Origin of the sequence: Companilactobacillus muriivasis (genome assembly GCF_036246245.1) — a bacterium.
GTDB classification, from domain to species: domain Bacteria; phylum Bacillota; class Bacilli; order Lactobacillales; family Lactobacillaceae; genus Companilactobacillus; species Companilactobacillus muriivasis.
In genome coordinates, this window is sequence record NZ_BTTQ01000001.1 from 517205 (window position 1) to 536496 (window position 19292).

The window sequence follows — 19292 nt, forward strand, 5'->3', positions numbered from 1 at the left end:
CATCAGCTTTACTCTGTATAAAATTCAATTGCGAAGGCACCTGAACCGGCATGTGTTGCAATTACCGGACTTGTTACACGAATTAATAATGGTACATTCGGTACAATTTCAGCCAACTTCTCTTTGAGTTCGTTCACATAATCCATTTTATCAACGTATGAAATACCAATTGCCTTGATATTTTCCAAGCTTTTGATTTCTTCCATGACATTATTCATATATTTCTCAATCGTCTTACGGCCACGGCCACGTTTAGCGATATCCAAACTGTTGTTTTTTACAATTAAAACTAAGTTGATATTTAAAAGCGTTGAAAGAGTTCCAGCAAAACGGCTCAAACGTCCACCACGCAAAATATTTTCAATACTTGTTACACCCATGTATAGGTATGTGTGATCGCGTACTTTTTTAACGGCAGCCTTAATTTCCTCAGCTGATTTGCCCTCTTGAGCCATCTTAGCAGCCTTGAGAACTTGGAAACCTTGAGCACGGTCAGTAAATTCAGTATCGATAACTTCCACATTACGGTCAGTCATGTCAGCCACCTGACGAGCAGCATTAATAGTACCACTAATCGATGGTGTCATAATCAAAGCTAAGATATCCGTATAGTCTTCTGGAACGTCATCAATAACCTTCATAAAAGTACCAATCGATGGTTGAGATGTCTTAGGTAGATCTTTTGAAGAATCCATTTCCTCAACGAATTTTTCTCTAGTAATATCTACGCCATCAGTGTAAGTCTTATCGTCAATACTGATTGTTAAAGGAACGATGCCAATATCATATTTTTCTATTTCTTCTGGTGTTAATTGTACCGATGAATCGGCAAGGATTTTTACTTTACTCATTTTATCCCTCTTTCATAGGGTCTTAATTCTTAATTGTTTCAATTATAACAAACTTATTCTGGGTAAATTACAAATTATTAACTATTTTCATGAATTCCTATAATTATTTACAGGTTTGATATTGCATGATATATGTTAAAGCCTATTACATCTGCCGCTTCCGGTTGGCTGTGATTTCACCTGCTGTGGGACCGGTTCGAGCCAAGGTCTCGAACCTCGCTTTTGAGCCGAAAACCGCGTCTCAAAAGACGTCCGTAATATAAGGACTTGCGTCCTTATATTACTTTCACTGCTGGTGAAATCACAGCCAACCGGAAGCTAAGGTTTCTTTACTAACAAATCAATCGTTATATTTTTTATTACTAATAATACGACTACAATGACCAATGAGACGATTATTACATAATTGATTTGCGCATTAAAAAAATAGATAACCTTTAAATAAACTAACTTTTTAGTCCAATAATACCTCAAGTTATTACCAATAAACTAGCCGGAGGTTTCCAGAAAATGGAGTCCTGCAGTGGAGGTGGAGTTAGGACGGTGATTTTCCGTTCTTACTCCACAGGACGAGTTTGGAGACTTGCCGGTTTTTGGCAAGGCTTCAAACCGAGGGACGAGACCTTGGCTCGGCCCGGTCCCCACAGCGGACTCCATTTTTCTGGAAACCGGAGGCGGAAACCCGACAATTATTAATTATACAATATTGTCATTCCCTGAAAAGTATATAATAATCAATGAAACTAGTTAAAACAATTGGAGCTTTGAAAATGTCAAAAAAACGTAATTTCTCAAGAGCCTATTTGATCACTGACCAAGTGTTCAGTGCAGTAACTCATGGAATCGGCATCATTTTAGCGATAATCGGATCAGTGTTTTTACTGATCAAAGGTTTTCATCAAGGTAATCCGCTCAATATTACGGCTTACTTCATATATGCATTCACTCTGTTTTTCTTATATTTGAGTTCAACACTCTTTCACAGTCTGTATTTCACGCGTGCCAAAGGTGTCTTTCAAATTTTTGATCACAGCTCAATCTTTTTAATGATTGCTGGAACGTACACACCATACTGTCTGATTGCCCTACATTCAGCTTTTGGCTACAGTATTCTCGCCTTTATCTGGTTACTAGCAATTGGCGGTATCCTTTACAAGATATTCAATGTTGGACGTTTCAAGTACTTTGAAACCCTTTTGTATGTTTTGATGGGTTGGGCCATTATCATCGCTATGAAACCTCTATATCAAGCAATCGGCGCCACTGGTATTTGGCTATTGGTTGCTGGAGGCATAGCTTTCACATTAGGTGCTTGTCTATACTTAATGAAAAATCTCAGATATATTCACGTTATCTGGCATATTTTCGTTATGATTGGTACAGCTTTAATGTACTTCTCAGTTTATTTCTACGTTGTTTAAATTCTTTGATAAGTCTCGAAGGTATATGGATAGATATTTTTATCGTCCATGATACCTTCTTTTTTTTCGGTTAATTTAAACTTATTGTAATCAAGTTCCACCATTTTGGTATCACCAGAAAACTCATAATCAATCTTAGTTAGATACAATCGGTCTACGTCGTCCGCAAACAATTTGAAAATACCTTCGCCACCAATGACCATTACCTCTTCATCAGCTTTGACATACTGAGACAATTGGCTCTTATCAGTCAACAAGACAACTGATTCAGGCACTTGATAGTCAGGATTGCGTGAAATAACAATGTTCAATCGATTTGGCAATGGGCCATTGGGAAAACTTTCAAAAGTCTTCCGCCCCATAACAATAGGATGTCCAGTGGTAACGTCTTTAAAACGTTTCATATCGTTAGGTAGTTTCCAAGGCAAATGCCCGTTGCTACCGATAATGTGATTTTTATCTTCAGCCCAAACAAAACTTATCATTTCATTCTCCTAAACGGCAACAGGTGCTTTGATAGCAGGTTGCGGATTGTAGTCAGTTACACGAATATCTTTAGCATCAATGTCAAAAATACTCTTGTCACTGTCGATCTCAAGTTGGGGACCAGTTACAGGTGTCCGGCTCAATTGTGTCTTAACTTGCTCAATATGGTTGGAATAAATATGAGCATCGCCCAATGTATGAACGAATTCACCCACTTCAAGGCCAGTCTCACGTGCAATCAAATGTGTCAGCAAGGCATAACTAGCAATGTTAAATGGAACACCTAAAAACAAGTCGCCACTTCTTTGATACAACTGACAAGATAATTTGCCATCGTTAACATAGAATTGAAACAACGTGTGACATGGTGGCAAAGCCATGGTTGGCACATCTTCCGGATTCCAAGCACTCACAATTAAACGTCTTGAATCTGGAGTTTTTTTGATTTGTTCAATCACATTCTCAATCTGGTCAATAACGCCACCATCACGCTTTTGCCAATGACGCCACTGTGCACCATAAACATCCCCCAAATTACCGAATTTTTCAGCAAATTCAGGATCATTTAAAATACTGTCATCAAATTTCTTTTTCTCAATTTTATATGCTTGAGCAAATTCATCATCAATCAAACTACGGCGACCAAAATCAGTCATATCAGGACCTTGGTAGTCAGTACTTTCGATGTAATTTTTAAAAGCCCACTCATCCCAAATATGATTGTTGTGTTCCAACAAATATTTGATATTAGTATCGCCATGCAAAAACCATAACAACTCACTCTTAATTAGACCAAAAGGAATCTTCTTAGTCGTCAACAGTGGGAATGACTCTTGCAAGTCAAAGCGCATTTGATAACCAAAGGTACTGATAGTACCCGTTCCAGTTCTGTCACTCTTTTTGTGACCGTGTTCCAAAACATACTTCAGTAAATCTAAATATTGTTGTTCGTTATGCATGATCATTCTCCTAAATAAATTGACCTAGGTATTCCCAACGGTCCATCAACTTATCAGACTCAGCAGTCTTTTCGTCAAGTTCTCTTTGGAAGTCCATCAGTTTTTCATAATCATTCGATGAATCATTCAATTGTTGCTTTAACTCGGCCATTTCATCGTCAAGTTTCTCAATTTTTGGCTCAAGTTTGTCAAATTCTATCTGTTCTGCATAAGTTAATTTCTTCTTTGGTTCAGACTTTTGAGTATCTTCAGCACGTTGTTTTACTTCTTCATGCTTTTGAGCTTTATCTTCATGATGTTTAGCTTGTTTCGCTTCAGTTTCCTTTTGTAAGTAACCTGAGTAAGAATCATAACTCTCTTGAATCTCACCTTGTCCTTCAAAAATCAACAATTTACCAGCAACTTTATCCAAGAAATAACGGTCATGGGATACAGCTAAAACAGTTCCTTTGAAACTTTCGAGGTAATTTTCCAAAATCGTCAATGTTTCAATATCCAAGTTGTTAGTTGGCTCATCGAGTAACAAAACATTTGGTTGATCCATCAAAATAGCCAATAGGTACAAACGACGTTTCTCACCACCAGAAAGCTCTCTGATAAAGGCACCCTGCATTTGATGATCAAACTTAAATGTATCTAGCATTTGTGAAGCTGACATATGGGAGCCATCATTATTCTGCACACCTTGACCAATTGATTCCAAATAACGAATAACACGTTTTTCCGGATCCATATCACGCGTATGTTGTGTGTAATAACCAATTTTAACTGTTTGACCAGTCTTGATTTCACCTGAATCAAGCGGAATTTGTTGCACGATCGTATTCAAAAAGGTTGTTTTACCAGAACCATTGGCACCAGTAATACCGATACGATCTCCACGAGAAACTAAATAGCTAAAGTTATTTAGAATAACATGCTTATCAAATTTAAGACTAGCATTCTTAATATCGAAGACATCATTACCCAGACGTTGTTGAGCGATGTCAATAGACATTTCTTTTTGAACGTCAGGTTTATCTTGGAGGTCTTCTTTCAAGTCAGTAAAGCGGTCTTTTCTAGCTTGTTGCTTAGTTCCACGGGCTTTAACACCAGCACGCATCCAATTCAACTCTTGCTTATACAATTGAGTCTTGTGATGTTGAACGGATGTATAAATTTCTTCATTATCAGCTTTTTGTTGTAGGTATTTCTCATAGTTACCGTCATATTCAGTAACGTTACGATTTTCCAATTCAAAAATTCTTGTCGCAACTTCATTTAAGAAATAACGATCATGAGTAACGAATAAGACTGAACCTTTATACTTGCTTAGATAACTTTGCAACCAATCGATTGCCTCGTAATCCAAGTGGTTTGTTGGTTCGTCCAAAATTAATAGGTCAGCTTCAGAAATCAAAGTTTCGGCTAAAGCGACACGACGTTGTTGACCACCAGATAATTCACCGATTTTTTTCTCTAATTCAGTGATACCTAGCTTGTTCAAAATTGACTTAACATCAGATTCCATTTGCCAAGCTTCAGCAGCATTCATTCTTTCCTGTAATTTGAAGAATTCTTTTTGAATCTTCTCATCAGTTGAATTCATATTGAATTGAGCTAGTGAATTTTCATATTGACGAATCAATTGAAATTTTTCACCGCTACCGTTAAAGACAGCATCAATAACAGTTGAATCTTCATCTAATTCTGGTTGCTGCTTTAGATATGAAATTTTAAAATCTTTGGGCTTTTCGATATCGATCGTATTGAGGTCGCTGTTATTGACAATTCCATCAAGTAAAGTTGTCTTCCCAGTTCCGTTCAGACCAAGTAAACCGATACGGTCGCCTTCATTAATTGTAAAAGTTACGTCGGTGAAAAGCGTTCTGTCACCGAATGATTTTGATGCATTTGAAATGTTTAAGGTTTTCAATTATTTCACCACGTATAAATAAAAAATTCCTCTACCCATGTAGATAGAGGTATGTCTTCTCTCTCTTACTTATTATCACATTCTATTGGTATTCTTTCAACTGGTTGAGTGCGTAATACAACTGCTGTTGACCACCAAATCTAACTAAGATTTTGTCGCGCTTTTTATCAAAGTAAACGACAACGCCAATTTGTTTTTTCATGACATCGGCTTCATCCACGACAGTAACCATCGTTCCAATTTTTAGGTTTCCCATATTTTCTCCTCATTCAAGAAAATACGGGACTTAGTTAAGATTAATTAACTAATATCCCGTATTTTAATAATTAAAGATCTTCTTTGTAAATGTCATAAACAGTATTTTCTGGATCGATTGAAATATAAAGTTCACCATTCTTGCTTGAAATTGCTGAAGATTGATAAGCATTATCCAATCCTTCAACATCCTTTTGTTTGAATGGGAAGTAAATTTCCATTGGTTCCTTGTCTTGATCATCTTCGAAGACAATGTCGCATTTTTCGATATCTTGATATTTAATAACACGATTGAACATACCATCGGCCATAGCTGCTGTTGAAACATCTGTGTCCTTGATATAGTCAGCATCAGGTAAAATTTCAATTCTGAAACGTTTGCATGGGTGAATCTCTTGCATACGTCCACCATGGATACGTCCATAACTGGTTGTAACACGAGCAATCCAAATATCTCTCATTTCACTGTGGCTAACTGTCCAAGTATCATCATTTCTAAAGTAAAATTTAAGTTCTTTAAAAACATGTTTAGTCATATTATCACCCTTTCAAGTCCTAAAATACTTACTATTTTCATGATACCACAGCATTATTGATTACTTAACAAATAATGCCTTAAATCATCGAAATTGTTGGAAACGTTTCCTTCCACGACAGCACGCTCAATTTGGGACATTGACTTACCGATAATTGGACCAGGTTTGACACCCAAAATTTCACAGATATCCTTACCAGTAAGTGCTAAATCATGACTGTTTTTTATCGAGATATTATCAACCTGCTTTTGCAAGTCTGTATAATCAAATTCAATCAAAAACATCTGGCATAGTTGAATGGTTCTCGGCAAATTATTAACACCTAATTTATATATATTCCACAAATCATAATCTTGATTTTCAAATAGATGTAAGAGATTCAAAGTATTGAGACTGGCTTCACGAGTTTTGTTAGAAACCTTCCAATCACGCAACAATTTATTGAATTCTTGATGGTTCAAACTCAAAACATAACCAATGGCACTCCAAGCAGCATCTTCATCTTCAAAAGTTTGGTCATGTGAATCCAACAATTCTTCCAGTTCCATCTTTTTCCCTTTGAAATCTGGACAATACTCGCTCAATCCCAGATCTAAGAAATCTGAAAAGCCATTTTGCCAAGATTGGCTAAGCATTAATTTAACAAACTCCTCACGAATACGTTCCACAGCAATTTTTTCTAACAGCGGCGCATTATCAGAAATTGCTTGCGCCGTATTTTTTTCAACTTTAAAGTTCAATTGAGCTTGAAAACGCACCGCACGCATCATTCTCAATGCATCTTCATGAAAACGTTCTTCAGCTTTACCGACAGCACGAATAATGTGTTGGTCGAGATCTTTCAGACCGTCAAATTGATCAATAACATTTCCGTTACGGTCAACGGCCAAGGCATTAATAGTAAAGTCACGTCGTTTCAAATCATCTGACAATGATCTAACGAATGTTACCTTATCAGGACGGCGATAATCTTGATAACCAGATTCTGTTCTAAAGGTCGTAATTTCATAGGAGTCATCCCCCATCAAAACTGTGACCGTTCCATGTTGGATTCCAGTATCGACAGTACGTTTAAAAATTTCTTTAATTTCTTCTGGGTAAGCACTTGTGGCAATATCGACATCGTGAATCGGTAATCCTAAAATGTGATCGCGCACACTTCCTCCAACAAAATAAGCCTCGTAACCGGCTTGTTCAATTTCTTCTAAAACTGGTAGTGCTTCAATAAAATCCGCAGGAAGTTGTTTGATTTGCATATGTTTACCTCACAATTTAAAAATAAAAGTCTTTGTATATTATATACCAATTATTAGGTATCTTAGAACCATGCTAAATTATTCCCAATAATTATCGACATTGATAAGACAAAATGACCAAAACGTTGAAAACTAACAATTATTTGTTTTAGAACGGTGCATGGTTTTGTAAAGACAGATATAATAAAGGCAGTAAGGATGTGAAAGAATATCAGATAAGAAAGCGTTTTAAAAAAAATCGGGGTTCTGATATTCGTTAGATATGGTAGATATAATTCTTTTGATCTCACTTATCGGTATTTGGATTGGTGCCATTTGTAACCTTGATTGGTTAACTTTCTCTGCGCTTCTACTCAATTCAATCGTCTTTTTAATCAGCATGGTTGCTGGTAAGGATAAAAAATAAATGTAACAAAAAAGTCTGGACAAATTAATTTGCCCAGACTTTTTTTGTTTCCAATATCAATTAATCAAAAATACTTTCGTCAACAAAATCAGTATCATCAACATCGACATAATTGATAACATCACGACCTTCGTAGAGACATCTGGTTTCAATACCAATCTCACCATCGTCATCGATAGTAATAATGTCATAGTACGTTGCATCATAAATCAAGTGTTTATGTTCATCATCACAATCAATGTGATAAGCACTCGAATCCGTTGAATGCATCATGATGCCATCCCTGACAAATGAAGTTTCAAAATGAATGTGGCCTGAAAAGACTGCCTTCACTGGACTGTCTTTGATTGTTTGCATCAACTGATCACTCTCTTGCAAAATACTGTATCGCATATGATGAATTGCCGGACCATCAATCGGATGGTGTAAGAAGATCATTGAATTCTTTGGATCTTCGTTCAGATGATTCCCTAACCAATCCAATTGTTCTTGGCCAAGATAACCTTGCTCGTAATTATAAAATTTGCTATCAAGAAAATAAATATTAATCTCCGGTGTTTCTAGCAAATAATAGTACTTTTCGCGTGGTATCTCTTTGAGATAGCCTTCAAAAAATTCAGCAGTTCGATCATGATTTCCTAAAATAACTTGAATCGGAATATTTAGTAATCCCCGATAGTAATTAAGCAGTTGAGCTAGTTTATCATAATCCTCTGCCGTACCCTCATGAATCAAATCACCTGTGATAGCAATTAAATCCGGCTTTTCTGGCATCTTAACAACATCGACAAAAATATTATCTAATTTTTCGCATGGATCAATCTTTTGATTATTGGCAACATCTGCTCCAATTGGAGTCAAATGGGTATCTGTAATTTGAATTATCTTATATTTACTCATGATTCCCCCAATATAAATTTTTCTCAGTTGTTGGATCAAACAGCAGACTTGTCGTCTGTTCTAAAGTAATAAAAATCTTTTCATCAACTTTAAACTCACAATTATTAACCACCGCCTTTAAGTGTTGCCCATTTTCCATCACAAGTAACATTTGGACAAAACGACCGTAATCAATAATATTTTCTATCTTAACTTCGAGACTCAAACTTGTTTGTCTAGTCTTTGAACAGCGTAGGTTCTCTGGTCTCACACCTAGATAGTAGTCTTTTGCTTCTAAGTTAAGTTTTTGAGTCTGCATAATCGGCGTGCCATTTAATGTTAACTGATTATCCTCTAATTCGACATCAATAATATTGATCTGTGGGGTACCAATAAACTTAGCAACGAAAAGGTTTGTGGGTTGATTATAGATATTCTCCGGTACATCAATCATCTGAATAATACCTTGATTCATAACAGCAATTCGGTCACCCAAAGCCATTGCTTCCAATTGATCATGCGTTACATAAACGATTGTCTGTTGATTAGTTTCGTGCAGCTTTTGAATTTCATCGCGAGCTTTTTCGCGTAACTGTACATCAATATTTGAAAGTGGCTCATCCAAAAGAAAAATCTTACTTTTTTTGACCATGCCACGACCAACAGCAACACGTTGCTTCTGACCACCGGACAATTGGGATGGTAGACGGTCTTTGTACTTCACTAAATTGAGTGTCTCTAAAACATTTTTAATCAATTCAGTACGTTTTTGTACTGGAATTTTATGGACTTTTAAGGCATATTCCAAGTTTTGATAAACCGTCATATTTGGATACAACGCATAATCCTGAAAAACCATAGCAATCATATGGCCATCGTCTTTCATCTGATTACGATTCAAATTATCAATCAAGACTTCGCCTGAACTCTGTTCTTCTAAACCAGCAATCATCCGTAAAGTTGTCGATTTACCACAGCCTGATGGACCCAGTAAAACTAAGAATTCACCGGCATTGACGAACAAATCCAAACCATCAATGATGATATTCTTTTTAAACCTTTTAGAAATACCTTTTAATTCAATTGTTGCATTGCTCTCGCTCATAAAATTTCTCCTACTTCAAACCACTATTACTAATGCTATTGAGAATATATTTTTGGAAAATTAAATAGATGATCAATGGCAAAATCACCATAATCGTCGATAGGGCCATTGCTAATGGAAAATTAGTTCCACCTTCACTCGAAATATAATTCTGTAAAGCTAGTGGCAGAGTGAAACTAGACTTATCCTTTAGAATCAAAGTTGGCCAGACGTACTCATTCCAAGAATTGATAAAGAATATTGCACCAACACTGACAATACTTGGTTTCAAAATAGGTACAACAATATTGAAGAAGATCTTGCGATTCGGAATATTGTCAATTTTAGCTGCATCAATCAAACTATTCGGAATTTTTTCCATGGTCTTTAAGAAAATCATAATTCCGGTGGCATCACATAACTGTGGCAGTGCTACCCCAACGATATTGTTTAGAAGATTCAACTTAGAAATAACTAAATAGTTAGGAATCATAACAATGGTAAAAGGAACAAAGATTGTCGAGACAAAGATTAAATAAATTAACATTTTTCCTTTGAATTGATAGCTTCTGAAAGCATATGCCGTCAGTAAACCGGTCAATAACTTTCCGACTGTCACCATTGTTGCCATCATAAAGGTATTCCAAGTTAGCCCTAATAAATTAACTTGTTTGTTCAACAATAAATAATTTTCAAATGTTGGACGTAATGGTATCAGATTCAACATAGTTCCGTATGAATCACGTAAAGTCTTAAATGAATTAGAAACCATAAAGAGAATTGGGAAGATTGCTCCCAAAATTATCACAAGTAAGAGCAAATGCCACAAATTAAGTTTCTTTTTAAGCATAATTTTTAGCCTTCCTCTCTACAAAACGGATCTCAATGAACAGCAATATCAAGAAAATCACAAACGTTACGATTGCTAAAGCTGATGAAGTTCCCGTTTTATACAAGACAAAAGCATTTAAATATGTCTGATAAATCATATTTGACGAACCATAGTAAGGACCACCTGTAGTAATAACGTTGATTGGTGTGAACACATACTGCAGACCTTGAACAATCGTTAGAATCAAAACGTAAATTCCGATTCCACGATTCATTGGTAGAATCACATTCCAAATCAAACGCCATTTCGGAATTCCATCCACTTTGGCTGCATCAATGATATTTTTAGGAATTGATCCTAGACCGGTTAATAAGAGAATGAAATTATATCCAAATACTTTCCAATTAGTAATAAAGCAAATCACTGTAATCGCTAAGATACCTGAATTTGACCAATTAGGCATTCCAATACCAAAATTTTTCAATATATAAGCAACTGGTCCTGATACCGGATTCAAAATCCAGGTAAAAACCATGGCTCCAACCACTAATGAGAATAAACTCGGTATGAAGAACAAGACTTTGTATACACCCTGCATCTTATTAATAAAGAACTTCACGATTAGTGAAATGAAATATGGAAACACAAAATTCAAAACTACCAAGAAAACGATATATATTAGTGTATTCAAGATAACTTTTTGATTAACTGGATCAGTAAATACTTCCAGATAGTTTCTCATCCCAACAAATTCTTTTGTTGGCGCAATCAGGTTCCAATCAAAGAAACTTAGGTAAAACGTATATAAGATTGGCACGACTAGAAAAACGATTAACAAAATTGCTGTTGGTAAGAGATACAAAAAAGGTAAAAATTTATTATTTTTGTTCCGCATTGATTTTATCCTGTGCTGTTCCCAAGGTAGACTTGACATCGCTTCCAGATAAAATTTTATCTCGTGCATCGATCATTGCTTGTTCAGCTTGTAAACCTTTTTTAGGGAATGAAGTCCATGGAACAGCGTTATCTAGTGTTTTAACCGCTGGGTCTAACATTGGGTTTTCTTTAACGTAATCTTTGAATGCTGATGATTCTAGGGCAACCTTAGTTGGAGGTAAGTAACCTGTTCCCTTGCTCCAAGTAACGGCAGCGTCAGCTTTATACATCCACTTTTCAAATTCCCATGCAGCTTTTTGTTGTTCTGAATCTTGTGCAGTAATAGCTAGCATTGAACCACCAACTGGTACAACTGTTTTGTGACCTTCGAAATGTGGTGCTTCGATTGCAGCCGCGTTGAAACTAGCACTCTTCTTGATATGTGATGCTTGAGCGATTGTAGTAAATGCCATTGCTACATCACCCTTAACGAATGAATCCATCCCTTGAGCCCAAGGAGTGTGTAAAGCTAATTTTGAAGTTACCATTTCTTGATAGTACTTATAAGCTCCAACACCGTTATCACTTGCAAAAGCAGCTTTACCACCCTTTTGGATGTCAGCACCGTGACTTAACATAATTCCTTGTTGAGCCCATGTATCGCCAGGTTCTTGGATATAAAGTCCATACTTACCTGATTGATCATGGATTTTCTTAGAAGCTTCTTTAATACCTTCCCATGTTGCTAATGATTCTTCTTTAATACCATATTTACTCAAAATATCTTTATTAATAAACAATACTGGAGTACTCAATGAGTAAGGTAGTCCAACTAATTTACCCTTACTATCTTTAGCAAATGAAAGAGTTCTCTTAGTAAAGTTAGTGTCAATAAACTTGTTATTGCCATCAAATTTCTTGGCAGCATCAGTTGGTGTCATGTATTTAAAATTACTTGCAAAGTAATTATCATAAGCCCAACCTACTTGAGTAATATCAGGAACCTTACCTGAGGCTTGAGCTGATTGTAAATTTTGCATCAAACCTTTATACATATCAGGATTATATTTAGCTGTTACCTTAATATTCTTATGTGTATCATTAAATTTCTTAACTAAGTCGTCAACCGCAGCTCCCCCTTGAGTTTGAGCGTTAACGTGCCAATATGTAATGTGTTTAACGGTCGATGCAGAAGTTTTCTTACCACAACCGGCAAAAACAACTGCCATCGCCATTATCCCCAACATTAATAAAACTTTTTTAAGCTTACTATTTTTCACAGTAATTCCTCCTATTCATAGAAATAAGCATATAGAGAAACTGTGTATAAAAAGTATATTTAATGTTTAGATAATGAAAAGTTTTTGTATAAATTCTTTACAAATAATTGTGTCTGATACAAAAAAAGATCTGAATGAACTGTTTTGATAGTTTCACTCAGACCCTCAACACTAATTTAATTGTTCTGTAACTTCGCCAACAACGGCTGACTTGGTTGTTTTATCCTTATTGTAATTTTTACCAAAGACAAAGGCGAAAATCACAGTCAATAATGGGTTCATCCAAACGTAGAATGCACAAGAGATGAAAACTACTGGACTAACTCCGAGGACTCCAGAAATAAAGATTCCAGTAACACCCCATGGAACTAGGGCATTGATGTCGGCACCACCACTAGCAAGTACACGTGAAAGGTATTCAGGACGAATATTTTGTTTCTCAAAGTTTTCCTTAAATGTTGCTCCAGGAAGAATAATTGAAATGTATTGTTCACCGACTAGGAAGTTAACACTGATAGCACTGATCATTGAAGTTAAAATCAATTTTCCTGGTGTATTAACTTGACTGTTCAATTTACCAATCAAGTTGTCAACGACACCAAGCTTTAACAAAACACCACCAAGTGTTAGAGCAACTAGAATCAAAGAAATACTGCTTAACATACTTGTGATACCACCGCCACTGACAATTGCATTGATTTTCTTGTCAGGTGAATTCAATTGGAAGCCATTCATAATTTGATTACTAATTGTTTTAACTGTGGGATGGTCGATAAAAACATGCATGACGATTGCAGTCATTGAGCCAGCTAACAAAGTTGGAATTGCAGGAATTTGCATGATTGCACAAAAGATTAAAACTGCAATAGGAATTAACATCAATGGTGAAATGAAGAAATTAGCATTTAACGCATTGATAATATGGTGTACTGAACTCATATCAGGATTAGCTGTGCTGTGTCCCAACACTAAGAAAATAATAGCTGTAATAGTTGCTGAAGGAACGGCTGTGTGTGAAATAGTTTTGATATGATCAAAGACATTATCAACACCGGCAATACCAGTAGAAAGATTAGTTGTCCCTGAAAGTGGTGACATGTTATTTCCAAATAATGCTCCAGAAACGATTGAACCAGCTGTTAGAGCAACATTGATACCCATAACATGACCGATTCCCATGAAGACGATACCTAAAGTACTGATAGTTGTAAATGAACTACCAACGATTACTCCAACTAAACAACAGCTAACAAAAACTGTGAAAAGAAAGAATCTAACGTTCAATAACTCTAGACCGTAAACCATGATTGTGGGGATGACACCTGACATTGACCAGGCTGAAACCAAAACACCAATCATGATAAAAATAATCATTGGAATGATACCAGGTTTAATACCTTCAGAGATACCATCTTGCAATTCATTCCACGAGAAGCCTCTTAAACGGCCGTAAAATAGCAATAATGTAAATGTTAATAAAATCGGAATCTGCGGAGTCATCTTCCAGGCAATCATCATTGTTCCCAACATGCCGAACATGACTAACATAATAATTAAACTTTCCCAAAACGTTAAACGATTTTTCTTTTCCATAATTTCTCACCCTAATTATTCTTTAGTGGGGAGATAAACTTCCCCGATTTTTGTTTTTTCTGATCATTATTATTTGCTCCAATAGGGTCTATAAAGATAGTTTCGTTTTGCGCTGTTTACTTCGTTTTCATTTAATATTTGACTAAAAGTTGCTTGCATTCTAAGCTTTTCGATAAATTTCATAATAAGTTTCCTCCTTCTTCGTATCCCAAGAGTATAAAAAAAGCGCCCCTGCAGTTAATATGCAGGGACGCTTATTTGCGCGGTACCACCCAAAATTCAAATGGATAGACTAGTCCATTTGCTCTTTACTCCCGAAACGTGGGATACGTGATCTCGATTTTGTATTTCATAAAAACATCCTGCATGGCTCGCACCGACCGCCAATTCTCTGAACACCCAGATGTTTTATTACTTGCGTTAAAAGCGAAATCAATTTATGTATGTAATACTAGCAGAATTTTTTTAGAATACAATAGTTAAATTAAAATTAATTAATCTTATTTTAATTTTTCCAATAAAAGAAAACGTCACCATGCCTTTTATTCCAGACTTGGTGACGTTTCTTAAATTATTTAATTTTTTTAATCAACAATTATGCATAACGTATCTTAAGCTATTACTGACCAATCGCTTAATGTCATGGCAGCATATTTAATATACCTAGAAAGTTTATTAGTCGGAAGAGTTGAGAGTATTTACCAGCTGTGGGTGTGGCGTTAGGACGGCAGTCTTGCCGTTCTTACACCACTGGGCGTGTTTGGAGACTTGCGTTTTGTGCAAGGCTTCAAACCGAGGTTCGAGACCGTATTTTGGCTCGGACCGGTCCGCATAGCAGGTGAATACTCTCAACTCTGGAGACGCCCCTATTGAATCTGATCCAATAGATTCTGCATTTCTTCATTATCAGGATCTTGCTTGAGATAAAGTGCCAAAGCAGGCTTCAAAACATCATCATTACCTGTGCTGCGCAAGATTTCAATCAAGTCAGACAAGTAGTCCAGATTATCTTTAAAGTCGTCTAAGACCACAAGAATGTTCTCTTGAGCATCTTTAACATCATCAGTTTCAAATTGTGACTTAGCAAAGTTCCAAGTCAACTTAGGATTGTTGCTGACATCGCGGTCAGCTAAAAGATCCAAATTAGCCTTGAATTGACCCTTAGTAACGTAATAATCACTAAGTTTAACAATCAATGGCAATGGATTCTCAACCTTTTCGATACCAGTTTCCAAAATCTTAATGGCAGCATCTGAATCTTCGGCTGTTCCAGCATCAAATGCAATTGAATACAAACGATCATCTAGCTCATTCAAGTTCAAACCAAGTTGTGCATAATTGAATGCGTCAGAAGTCTTCTTAATATTCAAATAATCCTCAGCCAAAATTGGATAAGCTGTTGGATAATCACGGTTAGTATCCAATAGTTCTTCCAAAATATTGATTGATTTATTATAATTTTTAACTTGGTTATACAAGAATCCTAATTGGAACTGAGCATCTTCGTTCAATTCCAAGGCATTTAGCTTTTCATACTCGCTGATGGCCTCTTCATACTGGCCATCCCCAGCCAGTGAACTAGCCTTTCTAAAGACGATTGAAATACCGGAGTAATTCTTGACACCCATATCAAGCAACATATCGTAATACGTTAAAGCTTTGCCAAATTTATTCTCATCGAAATAAACTTCGGCCAAAGCAAATTTAAAGACGTCTTCGTCGGGGTATTCACGGATACCAGTAAGAAGTTTTTGTTCACTTACCTCATATAGACCTTGTGATTGATAAATATCCGCGGACACCAAGAGATTTTCGGCATAAGCAGGCGAATCTGGCATGATTTGAGAAATATAATCCAAGGCTTGGTCACTATCACCGTCAGAAACGGCAATTTCAGCCAATCTGGAGAGGATTTGACCTTCATCAGGGTAAATGGTTAGAAGATGCGTATAAATTGTCTTAGCTTGTACAGATAGGCCACGGCTCATCAATGTTTCAGCTAAAGAGAATTGTGTTTGATCATCGTCCTCTAAAAGTGAATCTTGAATTAAACTGTCAACTTGGGAAAAGTCACCATCGTCAATTGTTTGAATAACTTCATCTGCTTTACTCAAATTAATACCTCCATTTTTTTGCGTAAAAAAAGACGGTCATCCGACCGCCCCTTCTCGATAGTTATATTTAACTATTTAACTGAATCCTTCAAAGCTTTACCAGGTTTGAATGCTGGAACCTTGCTTGCAGGAATCTTAATTTCTTCGCCAGTTTGTGGGTTGCGACCCTTACGAGCAGCACGTTGACGAACTTCGAAGTTACCAAAGCCGATTAATTGAACTTTGTTACCCTCTGATAAGTTTTCTTGGATTGTTTCGAAAACAGCGTCAACAGCAGAAGTTGCATCCTTCTTTGTCAAACCTGTTTTACTTGCTACACTATCAATAAGTTCAGCTTTATTTGCCATATGTGAATACCTCCGAAAAATTGTAAAAATTTTAGAACACATGAACTTTTATTAATGCGTTCATTATTCTATTTACAAAAATACCATAGCAACGCCGTCGTGACAAGCATTTACCGTTTTTTTTAGTAGAAATCTTCTTAAATATAAATATATTTATAAAAACGGATAAAATACCGTCATTCTAGCCTATTTTCGTTTACGTGGCAAAATCTTAATTGGTGTTCCCTCAAAGTCAAAAGTATCTCTCAATTGGTTCTTCAAGAATCTTTCGTATGAGAAATGCAACAATTCAGTTTCATTAACGAAAACAACAAAAGTAGGTGGTTGGACTGCTACTTGAGTCATGTAATAAATTCTCAATCTTTTACCATTAACTAATGGTGTTGGTGCAATTGAAGTTGCACGTAACAACAAGTCGTTCAAGATAGCTGATTGAATTCTACGTTCACGGTTATCGTAAACTCTTGAAACAAGTTCAGGAATCTTATCAAGACGTTGACCCTTAGTTGCGGAAGTGAAGAGAATTGGAGCATAAGCCAAGTATTGGAACTCAACTCTTATTTGGTTTTCAAAGTCCTTCATCGTATTGGTATCTTTTTTCAAAGTATCCCATTTGTTAACGACGATGATAACACCTTTACCAGCATTATGAGCATAACCAGCAACACGCTTGTCTTGTTCACGAATACCTTCTTCAGCATTTAGAACAACACAGACAACATCTGACTTGTCAATCGCACTTAAAGCACGCAAGACAGAGTATTTCTCAGTATTTTCGTAAACCTTACCACGTTTTCTGATACCGGCAGTATCGATCATAGTAAAGTCTTTATCAAGCTTTTCATCATGATACTTAGTATCAATCGCATCACGAGTCGTACCTTGCATATCTGAAACGATAACACGTTCATCGCCTAAGATTGCGTTAACTAATGAAGATTTACCAACATTAGGGCGACCAATGAAACTGAATTTAACAGTATCATCTTCTTCGTTCTTATCATCATTTGGAAATGCTTTAACGATAGAATCCAAAAGATCACCTAAACCAGTACCTTGGGCACCAGAAATTGGGTTTGGATCGCCAAAACCTAAGGCATAGAAGTCATAGATATTTTGACGTTGTTCAGGGTTATCAGCTTTGTTGACAGCTAAAATAACTGGTTTATTTGTCCGATAAAGAATTTTTGCAACATCTTCATCTTCCTTAGTAACACCATTTTGACCATTTGTGATAAAGACGATAACATCGGCCTCATCAATCGCAATCTCTGCTTGAGTCTTGATTTGAACTGACATCTTTTCGCCGCTCATCTCAATACCACCAGTATCGATCAATCGGAATTCTTTGCCTAACCAACTGGCACGTGAATAAATTCGGTCACGAGTTACACCTGGTGTATCTTCAACAATCGATAATCTTTCATTAATAATTCGATTGAAAATTGTAGATTTCCCAACATTGGGGCGTCCTACTAACGCAACTACTGGAACAGACATATTTTGCCTCCCTACTTACTTATGTTCATTAACTATCTCAGTTACTCGTTCAACAACTTGTTCGATGGTCATATCTGAAGTATCAACCTCAATGGCATCGCTAGCTTTCTTCAATGGTGAAATCTCACGATGTGAATCCTTATAATCTCTTGCAGCAATCTCATCTTGCAATTCTTTTAAAGGCGTATCGATACCACGTTCAATATTTTCTTTAAAACGTCTTTGTGCGCGAACCTCGACACTAGCAATTAAAAAGATTTTAACCTCGGCGTGTGGCAAAACTGTTGTTCCAATGTCACGACCATCCATGACAATATCAATATCATTTGCCAAATCTCTTTGCATTTCAACTAATTCAGTTCTAACTTCTTTGATTGCAGAAACTTGGGAGACGTTGTTTGTGATCTCCTCAGTTCTAATTGCATCAGAAACATCTTCATCATCTAAAAGGACGTGTTGACCATCGGCTTTATTAAGAAAATGAATTTTATGCTCTGACATTAATTTTAAAATATTGAGAGTATCACCATAACCCACATTATGCTTTTTTGCAAGCAATGTAACTGTGCGATACATTGCGCCAGTGTCACAATAAACAAAATTTAAATTCTTAGCAATCAATTTGGCAATCGTACTTTTGCCAGCAGAAGCTGGACCATCTATAGCAATTTGCATTAATTTCTCTCCTTAATAAAAGGGCCC

At 36.3% G+C, this 19292-nt stretch carries 19 protein-coding genes; 2 read left to right on the forward strand and 17 right to left on the reverse strand.

All coding sequences use genetic code 11. From position 1 onward, the window contains the following. Positions 1–8: 8 nt before the first annotated feature. A complete protein-coding gene (locus AAA923_RS02560; RefSeq protein WP_338214394.1) occupies positions 9–851 on the reverse strand; it encodes a DegV family protein in 843 nt (280 codons plus the stop codon). 770 nt (positions 852–1621) lie between these two features. Between AAA923_RS02560 and trhA the strand changes: the two genes are divergently transcribed. Beyond that, entirely contained in the window at positions 1622–2272 is a 651-nt protein-coding gene (trhA, locus tag AAA923_RS02565; RefSeq protein WP_338214395.1) for a PAQR family membrane homeostasis protein TrhA, read from the forward strand. Here trhA and AAA923_RS02570 read toward each other — a convergent pair. From AAA923_RS02570 to AAA923_RS02595, 6 genes are all read right to left on the reverse strand, one after another. Then, positions 2269–2757, reverse strand: a complete 489-nt coding sequence (locus AAA923_RS02570; protein WP_338214396.1) for a dihydrofolate reductase — start codon at positions 2755–2757, stop codon at positions 2269–2271. The genes trhA and AAA923_RS02570 overlap by 4 nt on opposite strands. 9 nt (positions 2758–2766) lie before the next feature. Beyond that, a complete protein-coding gene (locus AAA923_RS02575; RefSeq protein ID WP_338214397.1) occupies positions 2767–3717 on the reverse strand; it encodes a thymidylate synthase in 951 nt (316 codons plus the stop codon). 10 nt (positions 3718–3727) lie between these two features. Beyond that, entirely contained in the window at positions 3728–5632 is a 1905-nt protein-coding gene (locus AAA923_RS02580) for an ABC-F family ATP-binding cassette domain-containing protein (RefSeq protein WP_338214398.1), read from the reverse strand. 82 nt (positions 5633–5714) lie between these two features. After that, positions 5715–5888, reverse strand: coding sequence for a hypothetical protein (locus tag AAA923_RS02585; protein ID WP_338214399.1), 174 nt, complete (start codon positions 5886–5888; stop codon positions 5715–5717). Between the two features lie 70 nt (positions 5889–5958). After that, positions 5959–6423, reverse strand: a complete 465-nt coding sequence (locus tag AAA923_RS02590; RefSeq protein WP_041501592.1) for a hypothetical protein — start codon at positions 6421–6423, stop codon at positions 5959–5961. Between the two features lie 53 nt (positions 6424–6476). After that, positions 6477–7679 carry a CCA tRNA nucleotidyltransferase gene (locus AAA923_RS02595; RefSeq protein ID WP_338214400.1) on the reverse strand — a complete coding sequence of 401 codons (1203 nt, stop codon included), beginning with the start codon at positions 7677–7679 and terminating at the stop codon, positions 6477–6479. Positions 7680–7941: 262 nt separating this feature from the next. On the opposite strand from AAA923_RS02595, the gene AAA923_RS02600 reads away from it, so the two are divergent. Continuing rightward, positions 7942–8085: a hypothetical protein gene (locus tag AAA923_RS02600; protein ID WP_157492456.1), complete on the forward strand. Its 144-nt coding sequence runs from the start codon at positions 7942–7944 to the stop codon at positions 8083–8085. Positions 8086–8145: 60 nt separating this feature from the next. Here AAA923_RS02600 and AAA923_RS02605 read toward each other — a convergent pair whose 3' ends face one another. The 10 genes from AAA923_RS02605 to cmk form a co-directional block, all read right to left on the reverse strand. Next, on the reverse strand, positions 8146–8985 hold the full coding sequence (locus AAA923_RS02605) for a metallophosphoesterase family protein (protein ID WP_338214401.1): 840 nt from the start codon (positions 8983–8985) through the stop codon (positions 8146–8148). Further along, a complete protein-coding gene (locus tag AAA923_RS02610; RefSeq protein ID WP_338214402.1) occupies positions 8978–10069 on the reverse strand; it encodes an ABC transporter ATP-binding protein in 1092 nt (363 codons plus the stop codon). Before AAA923_RS02610 ends, AAA923_RS02605 begins: the two co-directional genes overlap by 8 nt. 10 nt (positions 10070–10079) lie before the next feature. Continuing rightward, on the reverse strand, positions 10080–10898 hold the full coding sequence (locus AAA923_RS02615) for a carbohydrate ABC transporter permease (protein WP_338214403.1): 819 nt from the start codon (positions 10896–10898) through the stop codon (positions 10080–10082). Next, positions 10891–11775, reverse strand: a complete 885-nt coding sequence (locus AAA923_RS02620) for a carbohydrate ABC transporter permease (protein ID WP_338214404.1) — start codon at positions 11773–11775, stop codon at positions 10891–10893. The genes AAA923_RS02615 and AAA923_RS02620 overlap by 8 nt, the downstream gene beginning before the upstream one ends. Further along, positions 11759–13036, reverse strand: coding sequence for an ABC transporter substrate-binding protein (locus tag AAA923_RS02625; protein ID WP_338214405.1), 1278 nt, complete (start codon positions 13034–13036; stop codon positions 11759–11761). Before AAA923_RS02625 ends, AAA923_RS02620 begins: the two co-directional genes overlap by 17 nt. 171 nt (positions 13037–13207) lie before the next feature. After that, a complete protein-coding gene (gene nhaC, locus AAA923_RS02630; protein ID WP_338214406.1) occupies positions 13208–14629 on the reverse strand; it encodes a Na+/H+ antiporter NhaC in 1422 nt (473 codons plus the stop codon). An 866-nt stretch (positions 14630–15495) separates the two neighbouring features. Next, entirely contained in the window at positions 15496–16743 is a 1248-nt protein-coding gene (locus AAA923_RS02635) for a tetratricopeptide repeat protein (protein WP_338214407.1), read from the reverse strand. A 71-nt stretch (positions 16744–16814) separates the two neighbouring features. Further along, a complete protein-coding gene (locus tag AAA923_RS02640) occupies positions 16815–17090 on the reverse strand; it encodes an HU family DNA-binding protein (protein ID WP_010019909.1) in 276 nt (91 codons plus the stop codon). A gap of 186 nt (positions 17091–17276) precedes the next feature. After that, positions 17277–18590, reverse strand: a complete 1314-nt coding sequence (gene der, locus AAA923_RS02645) for a ribosome biogenesis GTPase Der (RefSeq protein WP_338214408.1) — start codon at positions 18588–18590, stop codon at positions 17277–17279. A 15-nt stretch (positions 18591–18605) separates the two neighbouring features. Then, the gene (cmk, locus tag AAA923_RS02650; RefSeq protein ID WP_041499875.1) at positions 18606–19265 is read right to left on the reverse strand and encodes a (d)CMP kinase; all 660 of its coding nucleotides are present in this window, start codon (positions 19263–19265) and stop codon (positions 18606–18608) included. Between the last annotated feature and the right edge of the window lie 27 nt (positions 19266–19292).